This is a genomic window from Pedobacter nototheniae (assembly GCF_032678625.1).
In the GTDB taxonomy this organism is placed as follows: domain Bacteria; phylum Bacteroidota; class Bacteroidia; order Sphingobacteriales; family Sphingobacteriaceae; genus Pedobacter; species Pedobacter nototheniae_A.
Map to the genome: position 1 here is coordinate 1 of NZ_JAVTSO010000011.1, position 16,605 is coordinate 16,605.

Sequence of the window (16,605 nt, forward strand, 5' to 3'; positions counted from 1 at the left end):
GGGTTATATGAGTAACTTTTGGCTGGTGATAACACCCAGCCAAAGGAAAATAAAAGGTCATCCAACTTTTATCAGGGGCAATTAATTATTATCGTGTGTGTATTCCAAACATCCACCTAAAAAGCCGAAACGATTACTCTTCGTGTTTTACCCAAACGTTATAAATTTCAACCTCTCCGTAGGCATCGCAAGATTCGCCCTCAGTTTTTTTCTTGCCTTTGCAGGATGACTGAACATAAGCCCCCGCTTTAAAATAAGCATTGGTGAAACTTCCATCGAATGTATACTTTAACTCATCGTTATAATAACATTGTGTTTGATTATTAGAAACCACAAATTTTACGGTGAAACGAGTTCCCAAAATGTAGCTGGGATCAAGAACCACACGGTCAGCACCATTTGCCGAAACCAGTAACTTTTTGTCTTCCAGTCTGAAGAAAATTACATATTTATCTGCATCATGAATTTGTCCGATTACAATGTGCTTTCTAACATCAGGCAGGTGAACTACCCGTTGATCAATAAATAAAGTATGTTTACCCGCAGATGAAGACCACGCAGCTGAAGTTTTTCCGTTATCCAGCATTTCGCGCAATTCGGTACGCGGGAAATTGGAGCCGCTTGTGGTTTCACCGCCGGCATTTGCCTTAAAACTTACGGCATCTTTATTCTTATTCAGAAAGAAATAATTTTCATCCAAATAAGTCTTTAATTCAGGTTGTTTTATTTCATCAGGGTTTCCATTATGTTCTGTGTTTACCGGAAGCGTAAGTTTCCAGTTTTGTAGATTTAAAACCTGACCAGGCACGGTTGCTTTTACATTAGTCTTGGCAGATTGTGCAAAAGCCATGTGGCTGCACAAACCTGTAAGGAGGAAAAGGAGGGATGCTTTTTTAAAATTCATTTTTATGATGCTATAGGATTAAACTGGCACCTAACCTTCCTTTTTTTGAAGATTGGTTAAGTAATGGAGCGCCTTCCTTTAAATTAAAATTCATGGTTTCGGGTTTAACAAAACCGGGTGTAATATGGTAAATAAATTTTCCACTCACTTTGCCGTAAGTAGAAGTAATTTTTCCGGATTGATAGAAATTACAGTAATTAACCATGACCTGGTCGGCGATGGTTTCTTCAAACCTGATGCTGCTTCCACCTTGCCCTGATTTATAAAATATACTGTTTGAAATTTTTGCATGCTGTACACCAATCAGCCGCAAAGCAGCACCCTTTTCGCGATTATCAACTTCGTTAAAGGTACATTGGTTAATGGTTAAAAACGGACCTAAAGTACTTTCATCATTGCCGCCACGGTATAAATTTAGTGCGCTGCCTAAAATATTACTGAATACACAATTTTCGATTATTGTATTCTCGGCATTGTAAATACCTTTGTCCTCTTTTTCTGCAGATAAATCGATCGCTGTTCCTGAAATGTTATGAAAAACTGAATTTTTGATTACTAAACTATCTGCAAAAGTACTTTTTGAAGCTTTTATAGCACTGAATGTACTTTCACCGAAATTCTTAAAATTGCAATTGTCAACATATAGATTGTAATGCATATTCATCGGTAAGGTGGTGCTTCTGATGGCAGATTGCACATCAGCAAAACTTTCGAATGCACCTGAGAAGGCTAAACCCTTAACGGTTAACGATCCACCATTTTCGATGGTGATGAATGCAGGCAAAGACTGATCGGAAACGCCAACCAATACAGGTTTTGTTTTTAACTCTTTAGCAGCCATTAAATCCAGCTTTGTGTGCACAATGATTTCCTTTGTTAATTTATAATTTCCGCTTTCGGTAAAAACCAAAGTATCTTGACCGCTCATTGAAGACAGAATGGAATTGATACGATCTGCATCACTTGCTTTTAAAAGGATTTTTCTGCCTGTTTTTTCTACAGCATCTTTTTCTGCTTTGTACCATGCAGCACCTGTTACAGCAGCTTTAAGAATAGTTAGTTTAGAAAGATCAGCACCTGCCTGGGTGGTTTCAGGAATCAAAATGCCATCAAGTGTTTTGTTTTTAGGTTTAACAGCGGTGAAGCCCGGAGGTAATTTTATTTTTAAAGCACAGCTTACTGCGTTGTTTTTAAAGCTTAAACCTTTGTCTTTGTTAAAATCTGTGTACACTGAATCCTTGTTGCTGATCATTAAATTATTGCTGAAAGAAACATTTTCTGGCGCAAGGGTGCGTTCCGCATCTTTTCCGGTTCCAAAATCAATATGGTCACAATTGATAAAAGTATTGCGGTAAATGCTGGCATCTTTTACCTGGTAATAACGGTTTATGGCCGAGTTTGGTACCCCATTCATAACAGCAAGGGCAGCGCGGAAAGCCGTGCCTTTAAGGTCTTTGAAAACGTTGTTAAATACTTTATGCCCCGGGTTAATTATCCTTACTCCACCGGTAAAAGGTTTATTGTTGCCCAGGAAAATATTATTTTCTACTACATTATTGCTGCCATGGCGTAGAACCAAACTGCCTTCGCATTCAAAAAAAGTATTATTGCTTACTTCATTCTGACCTGATTTAACCGATATAATCTCTACTTCGCCATTACAACGTTCAAAATAATTGTCTTTAATCTGTGTTTTGGATGGAGTTAAGGAATAACGGGATACGCCGATGCGCATGGTTTCGCCACCATTTGACCCCAGCCGTTGCCTGCCTTTAAAATAATTATGATCAATGCTGTGGAAGTTTTGCTGGCTTCTTTCATCGTTTAATTCGACAATTAACGTTGGGCCTGCATTAATTTTATTGATAATGGTACAATGATCTACCCGGTTATTTTTACCCCATAAAACAATCCAGTTATCGTTTTTGAAACGATCTGCCTGCGAAAAGTTTTCAATTACAAAACCACTTATCCGGCAATGGTTTGCCAGATTATCTGAACCGGTTTTAAAAACGATTAAATCGCCGTCTGCACTATAACCATGGTTAAAATGCAGATCAAAAAGCTCGAGGTAACTACCCGAAATACGCAAATTGGAAGCACCACTAATGGTTACACCGCCTGGTGTTTGCGGACGAATCTTAACCGGATTTTCTGCTGTTCCGTTTGCTTTCAGAATTAAGGTAACATCCTTCCAAAGCCCATCGGCCATTATAATTTCATCTCCGGGTTTAGCTTTAGCCACGGCCGTTTGCAACTCTTTACTATTGTGTACGAGCTGGGCGAAGCCTTTTGAAAAACAAAGCGTAAAGATTAAAAGTGTTACTAATCTCATCATATCTAAGCAAATAAAACCTGGCTAACCGCCGTAACGGCTGGCCAGGAATGAGTGTTTTTATTTTTGAATGTAAATATCGAATTTAATGGTAGAGGTACCTGTTGTTGAGGTAGCCTCTTTAGCACGTAACAGGGCATTTTTATAACCCGTACCACTAACATCAGGAATTCTTACATAAATAAGGTAAGCACTTGTGGTATTAAAAATGGCCGTTGTTGCAGCTGCCGTTGCATCAAATCTTGATGAACTGCTGCCCGGAACCGCAATACCGTTGGCGGTAAAGAAAGCATCGTCTATCACATCGATATTATTTGCATTATACTGCGCATAAATATTATCAATACCGGTTGTGCCTGGTACAAGTACACGGAATCTTGTAGCCCTTAATGCCCCGGTATTGGCTATAGACCACGATGTGCCATTACATTTAAAGTTGCTGGCTACACTGGCTGTATTGGTTGGACTGTAAAATGCCGGGCCCGTACTTGTTCCATAAAATAAGAAAGCCATTGTTGCTTCGCTCGCATTTAAATTACAATTGCCAGCGGTAGTACCAGTTTCAGCAAAAAATATGGTGTTGGTTCCGGTGGTCTGCGCATTCATTACTACATCACGATACAAGGTTGTACCATAATTTATATTGAGCGGAATAACTAACTCTGATTGAACATCTTCCAGGTCAACTGCCACCACTTTAAGGTTTGCAGCGCGTTTACGGTAGGTATAACTATAATTAAAGCTGTAATTTAAACTTGAATTTAAATTGCTTAGGCTCGAAACCAATGCATACGCACCCTGATAATCATCATAAACATCAATGCGTTTTAAACCTGTTACGGATGTAATGGTTCCGGTAAAAGCTGTGGGCGAACCTACGTTAGGGGTTATAGTTGCCGGGAAACTTACAAACTTAGGTTTAAATAAGGTTACATCAACCGGCATTGCAATAATCAGCTCGTTACTTTGTCCGTAAATATCTTTAGCCACAACTTTGATGTGTTGTGCTGCTTTACGGTACTTGTAAGCATAGTTTAATGCATACTGTTTAGCGTTAGATAAGCTGGTTATACTGTTGACCAAAACATAAGTGTTTTCGGTTTGATAATCATCATAAATATCAACCTGCGCCAAGCCATAATCAGAGGTAATGTTACCTGTAATTGCTGTATTGCCACCGTTTAAATCGGCGGTAAGTTTTATTGGGAAATCTTTTAACTGCGGTAAAGCCGGGTCAAAATAAGTGATTTTAATAAAACCCTCAACCGTACTGTTATCGGCCTGCTTTGCCAAAACTTTAACACCTGTTGCCTTACTCATATTATTGAGGGGAAAAGAAGTAGTAGGAATGGTAAAGGTATAATCTGTCGCATTATTTGGCGATGCTACAGCAATAAGCGAATCTGTTGCATTAGTTCTGATGAGATAGGCATAAACGTACCGAATGCCATCGCTGGAAGTAATCTGTGCGCTAACGTCTTTATTGGTGCTGAAAGATTTCGTAGCCCGGTTAAAGGTGTAATCATCGGCATTGAAACTCCCTAATCCGGCAGTTTCGGTTTTTTTGCAGGATGATAATACCACCATGCCTGCAAAAAGGTAGAGTAACGATTTTAATAATGTTCTCATAATTTTAAGTTTAAACAGTTGCATTAATAGCCCGGGTTTTGAGGAATAATGATCTCATTGTTTACATCTATTTCGCGTTGCGGAATTGGTAATAATGCTTTTTGTTCGGTTACATTTGCACCCAGAACATCAGCGGTACCACGTTTATATTTAGTGTAGAATAAAGCATAATCCAAAACATAATGGTTTTTGATGGTGGCAACCAATACTCCGTTGCGCACCAGGTCAAAAAATCGCTGGTTTTCAAAAGCCAGTTCTAAACGCCTTTCATTTAACATCGCCGTTTGGAAGCTTGATGCATCGGTAATGGCGCCTGTTCCTGATGCCGGATATAAGTAAAAGCCTGTATTAAAGGTGCCGGTGCTGTAGGTTCCTGCGCCTGCACGCTGGCGAATTTGGTTAACTATAGCCATGGAGCTTCCGGTTGCGCCATCAAAACCGGTGGCTTCTGCCTTCATTAAAAGAATATCGGCATAACGCAATACCGGAAAATCATTTTCTGCATCATTTTTATAGAGTTCGGCTGATATAAATTTATTGTTATAAAAAGGAGTAGAGGTACTTCCGTAGCTGGCAATGTTTATGGCTTTACGACTGTCGATCATGGTACTTGCCGATGGTGTTTTGTATGCGCTAACCAAATCAGACTGTGAAGGACAGTTATACCAGCTTCCATCTCCTGGTACTACCGCATCGCCACTACCACTCGGGGCAAACGAATTGGCCATTGGATTGCCTAAACCCACTAAGCCGGATTTATACCGCACGGCGAATAAAATCTCTTTGTTCATCTCGTTGTTAATAGAGAAAACCCGGGCGTAGGTAGTTTCCAGGCCATAACCACTGCTCGTAATGATATCGTTTAATATAGGTAAGGCATCTGCTTTTCGTCCTAAGGTTAAATAAACTTTAGCCAGTAAAGCTTCTGCAGCCCATGCGGTAGCGCGGCCTAAATCGGCAGCAGGAATGCTTCCATATGCTGTTCTGGTTAGTTGACTTTTAGCGCCTAACAAATCTGCTAAAATTAACTGATAGGTATCGGCCTGCGATGAACGGTTGATTTGCTTAGCTTCTGAAGGAATAACCGGTTCGGTTAATACAAACATGCCACCAAATAAACGCACAAGGTTGAAGTAGTGATAGGATCTTAAAAATAAAGCCTGGCCAACCAGTTGTGCTTTTTGTGCAGGTGTAACTTTGGCCGTAGCCTCGCCGTAAACCAATTGTCCGTTGCTGTAGCTTACACCTAAGCTTCTTAATACGTAATTAATATTGCGGATGTTTTTGTAAACACTTAAATAATAATTATAAATCTGAGGGTTTTGTGCACTCAAAGTATACAAATTCAGATCGTTAAAATCATCGTTAATGCTTGATGCACTGGTTGGCGCATGTTGCACCACGTTGTCGCTTCGCAGTTCGGTGAGCATCCACTCATAACTTAATGGCTCCTGCAGGCCGTTATAGCAACCTGTTAAAGCTGCATTTACTTCGGTAAAATTCCGGTAGTAATTTCCAACGGTAACGTTAGATTGAGGTTCTACATTGATTAATTTTTTACAGGAGGCCAATAGGAGTAAAATAACTACAGGCATTATAAATGATAATCTTTTTATTGCTGAATAATCCATTTTTGATGGATTTGAAGTGCTTTTTGTCAGCATGTTTAATGTTTTCATATGATTACATTTTTTTTTAAACTTGTCTAAATACTGCATCGTTTAAAAAGTTAAGTCTATACCAAAAGTGAACGTGCGGTTAACCGGAAAACCACCACTTTGATAACCCGATACTAAGGGCGAGGCATAATTTCCGCTTGTAATTCTTGCTTCAGGATTAATGCCCTTGTATGATTTTCCTGTAATGAAAAATACATTGTCTGCCGATCCGTATAACCTGAGGTTATTGATATGGATTTTCTTTAAGAAAGCTGATTTGAATGAGTAACCCAGGATTACGTTTCTTAAATAAGCATAAGATGCATCTTCAACAACATAATCGGTTAACATTACATCCGCATAAGTTCCAATACCGTAATAAGGTGTTTTTCCATCACCAGGGAAAGCCTCGCTAATCCAGCGGTTGTCTACAAATGCCTTGTCGTATTTACGGGTTTCGTTGTAATAAATATCACCGTTAATTAAATCGCCACCTTGTGAGCCTTGAAGCAAAATGCTTAGGTCGAAATTTTTGTAGCGGAAAGTATTGGTTATGCCCCAGGTAAAATCAGGATATGGATTTCCAATTGCCGTACGGTCTTTTTCATCAATAATGTGATCGCCATTCTGATCTATAATTTTTAAACTGCCTGGTGTAAAATAATTAGAAAGGATGGAAGAGGTTTGTCCGCTTGCCGTAATATCTGCCTGCGAAAGCCATACACCATCGGTTTTATAACCAAAAAACTGAACTGCGGGAGCACCCAGTATAGATGCATAAATCTCATTTCGGTTACCATAATTGTATTGATAAGCTTCGCCGCCTAATTTAATCAGCTTGTTGCGGTTAGCCGAAAAATTTAACGAGGTATTCCATTTAAAGTTTTTACTGTTAATATTGGTCGAACTTAATTCGAGTTCCAAACCTTTGTTTCTAACCGTTCCGTTGTTGTTCCAGTAAGAATCAGATCCGGTAAAAGATTCAGTGCCCTGTTGCAGCAATAAATCCTTAGTTGTAGAATAGTAGTAATCAACACCCAGGGTAATCCTGTTTTTCAATAAGCCAATATCTAAACCTATGTTGGCCGATCTGTTGGTTTCCCAGGTAATGTTACGGCCCGCAATTACAGCACCATTTGGAGCTTGGCCGGCATTAACATTTCCGGTTCCTTCCCCGAAAGAATAATTGGCTTTATATAAAAGATCTTCAAAAGAAAAATCGGTAATTCGGTTATTCCCTGTTTCGCCATAACTGGCTCGTACTTTTAATCCGCTTAACCAGTTTTGTGTTTTCTCCATAAATTTCTCGCTGCTGATTATCCATCCGGCCGATACCGCAGGAAACCATCCGTATTTATTTCCATCGCTAAACTTCGAACTTCCATCGGTACGTAAACTCGCCGAAAACAAGTATTTGTTTTTGTAATCGTAATTGATACGGCCTAAGTAGGAGATTAAACCTATCGGACCAACTTTAGCCGTATAAGTTTGTCCCTGATCTATTTGCGCAGCCTGTGCCAGAGTAGTAAAATCGTCGTTAGGCGAATTTAACCCGACCATATTGGATATTTCCTGGGTAGTTCTTTGCATGGTATAACCCAATAAGCCTGTAAAGTTGTGATTCTTGATACTCTTGGTATAGTTTAATGTGTTTTCCCATAAAACATCTACATTTTTTGACGTGTAAATGGTTCCTGAATTTACGTCGCCATCTTTACGGGCATTGCTTTTGGTTAAAATGTTGTTTTGTAACGAACTGTAATACCCACTTAATGATGATTTAAAAATTAATCCTTTAGAAATGGTATAAGATAGGTCTGTACCACCCTGCATACGAAATACTTCAGAAAAGCGGGTTTCTCTTGATGCAATAGAAACCGGTGTATTGTTGCTGGTAGAAAAAGGATTTAATGCGCCGGCACTGGTCCAGTAAGAACCATCGGGCATAAAACCCGCGTAATTTAGGTTGGCAAAATGCCTTGCCTGTACATAATCTCCTGCGCCTACATTTGCCCATTGCGTATTTTGATTTACGAAAGCCGATGTGAAAGTGCTATGATAAACCGGTAAAGAAGAATACCAGCGGTAATAATCGATGTAAGTATTTGCTGGTTTTTGTGTTTTGGTGTAGGTAGGGTTCATGTTTACACTCAGCGTTAATTTTGGCGTTAAATTGGCGTCAATTTTAACCCTTAAATTGCCTTTATTATTTTCGCTGTATTTCATTACCCCCTGATCTTGTTGCATGTTGCCCGAGATGTAATACCTCAGGTTTTTATTGCCACCCGAAACCCCCAACTGAACGTTATAAATTCCTGCGCTACGCAAACCTTCCTCTTGCCAGTTGGTTGGTTCGCCGCTGATTTGGTTTTCGATAACATAGGCCGCTCTTTCTATGTCCGTTATTTTGTTAAACCCAGTAGTTACACTTGGGTCTGTCATACGCAAGGCCGCTTCCTGAAAAAGCAAACTTGTATATTCAGATGTGGTCATTAAAGGATGCAGTTTATAGGCTTCCTTAATGCCGTAGTAAGTTTTAAAGGTATACCTTGGTTTATCAGCAACACCTTTTTTGGTGGTAATTAAAATTACGCCATTAGCCCCTCTGGAACCATAAATAGCTGCCGAAGCCGCATCTTTTAATACGTCAATAGATTCTACATCGTAAGAGTTGATAAAAGCCATCCCATCGGCAATAGGTTGCCCATCTACCACCACCAATGGATCTGCATTTGCACTTAAAGAAGTTGATCCCCGCACCCTTACAGTAGGATCAGAGCCTGCTTCTGAGGTAATGTTCTGGATGGTTAAACCCGCCAGTTTCCCAATTAATGCATTGTCCAGCCGCGAAGTCGGAATCTCATCCAGGTTATCGTTCTTTAATTTACTAACTGCGCCCGTTACCGAAGATTTTTTAACCGTTCCATAACCAATAACCACCACATCTTCCATCGTGGTTTTAAGCTCGGTTAGCGTGATGGTAATTTTTTCACTCTTAGTTACCGGATGACCATGTGGCTGGTAGCCCAAATAGTTAAAGATGAGCGTTTTTCCAATTTCTACAGTAATGGAAAATTCCCCATTGGTATTGGTCATGGTGCCCTGCGTTCCGTCCTTTACCTTTACAGAGGCGCCAGGCATAGTTTCACCTTCTGTATTTTTGACTACACCCTGAACCTTTACTTTGGTTTGGGCTGCAGCCGGATTTAAAAACAGAAAACATGAAAATACTGCCAGCAGAGTGCTTCGCAAATAAAATTGTTTCATATTGGTTATATTTTGGTTAGGTTATGCTTTGCAGCGTTAAATACAAGATTTAAACTGCTTGGCTTTTTTAGAGCCGGGTACGCTTTGTGTTTTTAAAGCCTGCCTTCATATTTTGATATTTCAGCAGGCTTGTGGAGCCACGTTATTCTTATCTGATTAATATTTTATTTCCCTCACATGAGATTCTTCACTTCGTTCTGAATGACAGAAGGGAGCATCTATTTTTCGCTTTTAAGGCATGCTGCAATGATTTAAAGTTCTAACATTGCATGCCCGCCACTTTTTATGTCCGTTTGTGCTTGCCGGAGCATTAGCCCCGGACAAACCCAATCAAACTATTTTTTTACGAGAAGTTTAATCCTCCGTTAATGTCAATGTTGGTTCCGGTAATGTAGCTCGATTCATCCGAAGCCAGGTAAACAATTAAATCAGCCACTTCTTTGGCTTCGCCTTCACGTTTAAGTAAAGTTGCATTTGCTACATTTACCCTTACTTCAGGCTTACTGAAAGTATCATGAAAAGTTGTAGCAATCATACCAGGTAAAACTGCATTTACCCGGATGTTTTTAGGGCCAACCTCTTTAGCCAGTGCCCTGGTATACGTCATAATGCCACCTTTAGCCGTTGCATAAGCGCTTGCACCCGGGCCACCACCATCTCTGCCGGCAAGAGAAGATAAGTTTACAATTGAAGAACCTGAGGGCATGTAAGGAATTGTTGCTCTGGATACCAGGTACACACTTTTAAGGTTTAAGTCCATTACCTGGTCCCAAAAATCTTCATCAAGTTCTGCGGTAGGTTTACGGGCAACCATGCCCCCGGCAACATTAACCAGGATGTTAATGTCCTGACCAAATGCAGCCTGTGTTTCTTTTACCAGGTTGGCTACGTCTTCTGATTTTGTTACATCCGATTTTACAATAATGGCTTCGCCACCTGCATTTTGGATTAGTTTAAGGGTTTCTTCGGCATTTTGCACATTGCCGTGGTAATTGATAACCACTTTAGCTCCCTGTGCAGCTAACTGGCAGGAAACTGCTCTGCCAATGTCTCTCGAACCACCGGTTACAATGGCTACTTTGTTTTTTAAACGCATAGATATTTTTATTATGATGTAATTATTTTTTTTGAAGTGATGTATTTAATACATATCCAGGTTATTGGAACCAGCACTGCGGCCAGCACAAAAAAGGATACATAACTGGTTTTGGTAATAATTGGAACTGCCCAGGTGGTTAATAGGGTTCCGGCAACGGCTGCAGTACCGCCCATACCTGCAACAGTACCCACGTTTTTACCGTTAAAGTAATCGCTTGGCAAGGTTTGGATATTGCCGATCAGAAACTGGAAACCGAATAGGGTAGAACCAATCAACGACATTGCAAGCGTTGGATTATCTTTTAAAGTTCCCAGAAAATAAACAATGGCTACCAGCGATACGAGCATAATGGCACAACCTACTGCGATGGCAGTTTTTCGTGCTTTAACTGCTGATTTACCTTTTTTTATGCACCAGGAAGAATAATAACCTCCAAGTAATCCGCCTATGGCAGCAAATAAATAGGGTACCCAGGTAAAAGACCCAATCTGCTTAATATCAAACATAAATTGTTCTTTTAAAAAGGTGGGCAACCAGGTAACGAACAACCACCAAACAGGATCGATAAAAAATCTGCCCATGATAATACCCCAGGTATTTCTGAATTTTAATAGTTCTTTCCAGGTTAAAACAGGTGCGGTATCGGCAACATTTTCTGCATCAGGGCTTTTATCTAAAATGTAATCTCTTTCCTTTTCAGTTAGCCAGCTGTGTTTATCAGGCGTAGCCTTATTAATAACCCACCACGGAATAACCCAGATTAAGCCTAAAACAGCAATCAGTACGAAAGTCATTTTCCAGCCAAAGGCAAGATAAAGAAGCGCAATAATAGGCGCAGAGATTACAGAACCCATGGAAGCACCTGCCCCAAATATGCCCTGAGCTATGGCTCTTTCTTTTGCCGGAAACCACTCTGCATTGCTTTTTGTAGCGCCTGGCCAGTTGCCGGCTTCACTGAAACCGAGTAAAAACCTGAAAACATTAAAAGAAATCAACGATCTGGCAAATGAATGCAAAGCAATAGAAATGCTCCACCCGATAATGGAAATAGTCATACCTAAACGTGTACCAACAGCATCCATCAGCTTACCCGTAAAGGTTTGCCCTAATGCATAGGCAATCATAAAAAAAGTAGTAATTAATGCCAGGGCACTTTTATTATCTGCATCAGCAATACCAAAATCCTTGTAAATGTAAGGCCACATAATGTTGATAGCACTTCTATCAATGTAATTGATTACTGTTGCCAGTGCAATCAACCCAATAATATACCATCTTAATCCTTTAATCTTCATCTCTCGCTTTTTATTCGGGTATGATTATAGTCCAAGACTCTTTAAAAAGTCCATTATTTTTTCATTCACCATGCTATTGTCTTCCTTCGTGAATTTGCCATGCAAGCCATCCTTAACCGTAATAAATTCGTTTTTTACGCCGAGCTGATCTAATTTTGCCTTTAATGCCACCGATTGTTCGTAAGGAACGGTCGGGTCAGCATCGCCATGCACAATAAAAGTTGGCGGACTTGTTTTTTTAGCCTGATAAAGTGGTGAAACCGATTTCGCAAAATTATCGTCTTTAGATTTAGCGCCCAGCCAGCTGGTAGCTGATTTACTGGTTTTATGTGTTCCATAAGCCCAATCCCAAACATCCGTAATGCCATATTTGTCTATTACTGCAGCAACTTTAATGTTTTCAGTACCCGGGCAATTGGTGTCGAATAAATGGTTGTTTTCCATGTATCCACCCATTAGTGCCAAGTGGCCGCCTGCCGAGCCGCCCATGATTACAATTTTATTGACATCAATATTTAAAGCTTTGGCATTTTTTATAATGTAAATCAAAGCACAGCGGGTATCTTCTACAGCTGCAGGAGCTGTAGCTGCGCCTGTTAAACGGTATTCTATATTGGCTACCGCATAACCACGTTTAAAGAAACCACTGAATCCGCTTTGGGATTCTTTTGTGCCTTTGTTCCAGCCACCACCATGAATGCTGATTACGATTGGCGATACACCTTTACTTGCCGGCGGTAAATACAAATCCATTTTACCTTCCCATCCGTCAACCTTAGTGTAAACCACATCAATTTGCTCGGTAAATCCTGCCGGATACTGAACTTTTTTAACCTCAGTTTCCTGAGCGTTGATCGCTGAATTAAAACATAGCAATCCAATTAACATGAATAAATATTTCATATTTTTCTAATATTTAGTGAGTTATAGGTTTTTTTTAGCTTTTAAGGAAATCTTCGCGGTGAGGGGTAAAAACATCTATCAAAACACCAGGTTCTATACATACACAGCCGTGTATTTCGTGGGGCGGCACATAAAATCCATCGCCTTTTCTGAGTATTTTTTTATTTTCACCGATGGTCATTTCAAAAACGCCGCTATCCACATAAGTAACCTGTGTGTGGTGGTGCTCGTGTAAAACGCCAATTGCTTTTGCCTCAAATTTGGCTTTCACCAGCATAATGCGGTCATCATAACCATACACTTTTCTTTTTACCCCATTGCCTAAATCTTCCCAGTCGGTTTCTGCTTCAATTTGAAATAAGTCGCTCTGTATCATCTTGCTTAATTGGTTTTTATAAAGTTGTTTTTGTCCTGATAATTAATTTGGTATTGATAAACCTGATCCTTCACTTTGAAAGAAATATTTATCTGTTGCTCATTTGCACTTAAAATTTTTAGCCCCGAAACCGAACTGCTTGCGCCTACAGAAGTTTCGCTGATTGGGTTTACCTTACCATGCGCTTCGGTAATGCTAAAGAAAACCTGGTTTTTTGCTTGTTTTTGTGAAAGCATAAAAGCCTTACTGTCTACTAAATTCATATCAGGATCATTAGCCCCTAATGAAAGTTGTTTAACCTGTATTTCCGAATCGGTGGTAAAATGAGTAGTATAAAAGCGTTTATTGTTTAAAATACTGATGGAACCACCTTTAGCATCCACGGTTGATTCTGCATTTAACCAAATATGCTCGTAACCATATTTGCTGCCCAATGCTTTAAGGTTATTTCTGTTTGCACTGATTTTAAAAGAAGAAGCAACCAATTGCCCCTTGTACCAGAAAGGCAAATCGTACTGGTGCGGCTGTTCAGATAGGGCCTGAAAAACATCAATTAATAAAGGTTTGGCTAACCCGGCTACTTTGAGCAGGGCAGTAGTTCTTTTCATTTTTACACCGGGGTAGGCTTCGTTCTCTGATGCACTAACCGACTGAAGATTAGCTTCTGCTTTAAAGAAAAGCTTTTCGGGATGCGATTTCTGCGCCAGATCAGCATCTAACTTAAAATTTGATGTTTCATCAACAACCAAGGTATTATGTGCTACAGTTTGTTTTGCCCAGCTTTTATTTTCAGGTAAATAATCGCCACCCTTTTTAGTTTCAATATTCAGAAAACGCGCTGCACCATAATCAGGGAAAATTTCTACACCGTGATCATAATATAAAATATTCAAGCGGTCGAAATGGCCATGCCCCATACCTTGCGATGCTGCTTTAAACAATACACATTGCTGGTCTTCATTACTTCCGGCTCTTAAAATGCCTAAACCACCATCCATTCCATTAATGCCATCACCAATCCATTGCGGGTTGTATGCAAAAGGCCTTGCTTTACCGGCAGCTAAATCAGCAGAAATTTTTAAACCTGCATCTGAAATAACCACTTCATTCTGTCTTTTGGCAATATCCAGTAATTCTGGTTGTGCCTTAATATCCGAATAGGCAATATCAACTCCGTATATCAGTTCTGCCGATTCGTAAGTTTTATCTTTAATGGCATCATTAATCGGAAAGAAAGTACCATCAGTATAAGTAAGCTGTAGCGAGGTGCTGATGGCTTTAGCCAATAACTGGTTGCGGTAATTAAATATCTGGCGTTTGGGCTCATAATTGTTTATGGCTTTGGCAAAAATCACAAAGGGAAGCAGCGCATAACGTTGGTAGTAAGGGCCTTCGGTGTAATATCCGTCAGGGGAAAAAAGCTGGTCGATTTGTGCTAAGTAACCTGTTTTTCCATCCTTATTTGATCCTTTAATTGCCATGTCTACATACTCGGGCTTATGCAGAACATAACCCGTCATGCCAACTGCTGCAATATCCCAGGTACCATGATTATGAATTTTATCAAAAGTTTCCTTACAATCGATGGTGAAAAACTTTAGCATCGGCATAAATAAATGCGATTCGATTGTTTTTCTGTCTGTAGCATTAATGGCATTATATGCCAGATCATACCCCTGTATGGTATACACCTGCCATACAAAATCGTTCAGGCTTTGCCAGAAAATTTTACCACCCTGGTGTCCTTCCTTACGTTTTGGATGCAAAGGCCATTGCTCATAATCAGCCGCATATTTTAACAAGATATTTTTAACGTAATCCGCATACTTTTTATCACCCGAAATCTGATAGGCAATACCGCAGTTTAAAATATGGGTGTAGTTTTTTTTGTGTTGTTCGTGGGTAAAGCCACCGCCACCATCGGCTGGTAGAGGTACATTTATGGTTTCGGTAAGTGCCATATCGGCATCTGCCTTAACCGATGCGTAAGATTTTTTTAATAATGGGTAAGTTTGAATCCCTTTTCTTATTGCAGCCACATTTTTGCCTGTCATCATGATACTCGGATGCTCCTGCGCACCAGAATACCAGGATAATAAAAGGCAAAACGAGAGCAATACTAACTTTTTTAAGTCGTTCATGTTTGGGGATGAATAATGTAAAATGATTGGTCTTAAACGTTTTTGTTTAAGGGTTTAAATAGTTCTTTTGTTTATACTTTCTGAATAATTTTTTGTGCTAAGTATCCTGCTTTACTAATCTGGTACATATCATCAAGATGTATGGCTATTGCATTTTCTGCGGCATCAATATCCTGATTTTCTATCGCCTTTAAAATCTCGCGATGTTCTCTTTTAGATTGCAAACCCCTGTTTTCGCCGCAAAGTTTGTTCTCGCTGATGTTTTTGATCAAATCCGGAATCAGGATAAGGATCATAGATTCGATGACCGAATTTTTAGAAGCTCTGGCAATTTTAATGTGAAAAATCATATCCTCTTCAACGGCATCCTGGCCACTGTCAATTTTATGCTCAAAATCTTCAATCGCCTCCCGTAAGCTAACCAAATCCTCTTCAGTTCTTCTTTCTGCGGCAAGTTTTATGGCATCCAGTTCCAGATAGTAACGCGCCTCAAGCAAAGCATTAAAATCATCTTTATTAAATTTAATAATATCTGTAATGAGGTTATCCATTACTTTAATGCCCATGCCCGCTACGTAAGTTCCACTTTGTGGGTTGGTTTTTAAAAGGCCGTAAAACTCTAATTTTAAAATCGCCTCGCGAACATAACTTCGGCCTACACCAAATTTTTCAGCGAGCATTCTTTCTGCAGGTAATCTGTCTCCAGGTTGTAGTTGTCCGGTAGAAATGAGTTGTTTCAGCTGGTTGATAATTTTATCAACAGGCGATTCTACTTCAATGGACTTTATGGTCTCAATAAACGATTTCATAAAATTATATTTGGTCAACCAATAATTGGTAGACCAAATATATAAAAGACATTAACAAACCGCAAAATATTTGATAAAAAATTGTTTGAGCTTGGTTGTAGGTATCCTCAATCATTGTTTAAAGCTCATTTTAAAGTTTATTATATTACAAATGATACATAAACAGGCAGAGGATAAAGTTTAATTTAT

11 protein-coding genes are annotated in these 16,605 nt (G+C 39.6%); all 11 read right to left on the bottom strand.

The genetic code is table 11. From position 1 onward, the window contains the following. Positions 1–133: 133 nt before the first annotated feature. The 11 genes from R2Q77_RS20515 to R2Q77_RS20565 all read right to left on the bottom strand — a co-directional run bounded on the left by R2Q77_RS20515 (position 134) and on the right by R2Q77_RS20565 (position 16,416). The gene (locus R2Q77_RS20515) at positions 134–904 is read right to left on the bottom strand and encodes a polysaccharide lyase family 7 protein (RefSeq protein ID WP_316805579.1); all 771 of its coding nucleotides are present in this window, start codon (positions 902–904) and stop codon (positions 134–136) included. Positions 905–914: 10 nt separating this feature from the next. Continuing rightward, the gene (locus R2Q77_RS20520) at positions 915–3,242 is read right to left on the bottom strand and encodes a polysaccharide lyase 6 family protein (protein ID WP_316805580.1); all 2,328 of its coding nucleotides are present in this window, start codon (positions 3,240–3,242) and stop codon (positions 915–917) included. Positions 3,243–3,299: 57 nt separating this feature from the next. Then, complete coding sequence (locus R2Q77_RS20525) at positions 3,300–4,868, bottom strand: hypothetical protein (RefSeq protein WP_316805581.1); 1,569 nt, start codon at positions 4,866–4,868, stop codon at positions 3,300–3,302. Positions 4,869–4,891: 23 nt separating this feature from the next. After that, on the bottom strand, positions 4,892–6,547 hold the full coding sequence (locus R2Q77_RS20530) for a RagB/SusD family nutrient uptake outer membrane protein (RefSeq protein WP_316805582.1): 1,656 nt from the start codon (positions 6,545–6,547) through the stop codon (positions 4,892–4,894). 42 nt (positions 6,548–6,589) lie between these two features. Further along, complete coding sequence (locus R2Q77_RS20535; RefSeq protein WP_316805583.1) at positions 6,590–9,793, bottom strand: TonB-dependent receptor; 3,204 nt, start codon at positions 9,791–9,793, stop codon at positions 6,590–6,592. A gap of 343 nt (positions 9,794–10,136) precedes the next feature. Continuing rightward, positions 10,137–10,889 carry a glucose 1-dehydrogenase gene (locus tag R2Q77_RS20540; RefSeq protein WP_316805584.1) on the bottom strand — a complete coding sequence of 251 codons (753 nt, stop codon included), beginning with the start codon at positions 10,887–10,889 and terminating at the stop codon, positions 10,137–10,139. A gap of 11 nt (positions 10,890–10,900) precedes the next feature. Further along, positions 10,901–12,187, bottom strand: a complete 1,287-nt coding sequence (locus tag R2Q77_RS20545) for an MFS transporter (protein ID WP_316805585.1) — start codon at positions 12,185–12,187, stop codon at positions 10,901–10,903. Positions 12,188–12,211: 24 nt separating this feature from the next. Continuing rightward, complete coding sequence (locus R2Q77_RS20550) at positions 12,212–13,090, bottom strand: alpha/beta hydrolase (RefSeq protein WP_316805586.1); 879 nt, start codon at positions 13,088–13,090, stop codon at positions 12,212–12,214. A gap of 34 nt (positions 13,091–13,124) precedes the next feature. Next, positions 13,125–13,466, bottom strand: coding sequence for a cupin domain-containing protein (locus R2Q77_RS20555; protein ID WP_316805587.1), 342 nt, complete (start codon positions 13,464–13,466; stop codon positions 13,125–13,127). Positions 13,467–13,471: 5 nt separating this feature from the next. Continuing rightward, positions 13,472–15,607: a heparinase II/III family protein gene (locus R2Q77_RS20560; protein WP_316805588.1), complete on the bottom strand. Its 2,136-nt coding sequence runs from the start codon at positions 15,605–15,607 to the stop codon at positions 13,472–13,474. A gap of 71 nt (positions 15,608–15,678) precedes the next feature. Then, positions 15,679–16,416, bottom strand: coding sequence for a FadR/GntR family transcriptional regulator (locus tag R2Q77_RS20565; RefSeq protein ID WP_316805589.1), 738 nt, complete (start codon positions 16,414–16,416; stop codon positions 15,679–15,681). Positions 16,417–16,605 lie beyond the last annotated feature (189 nt).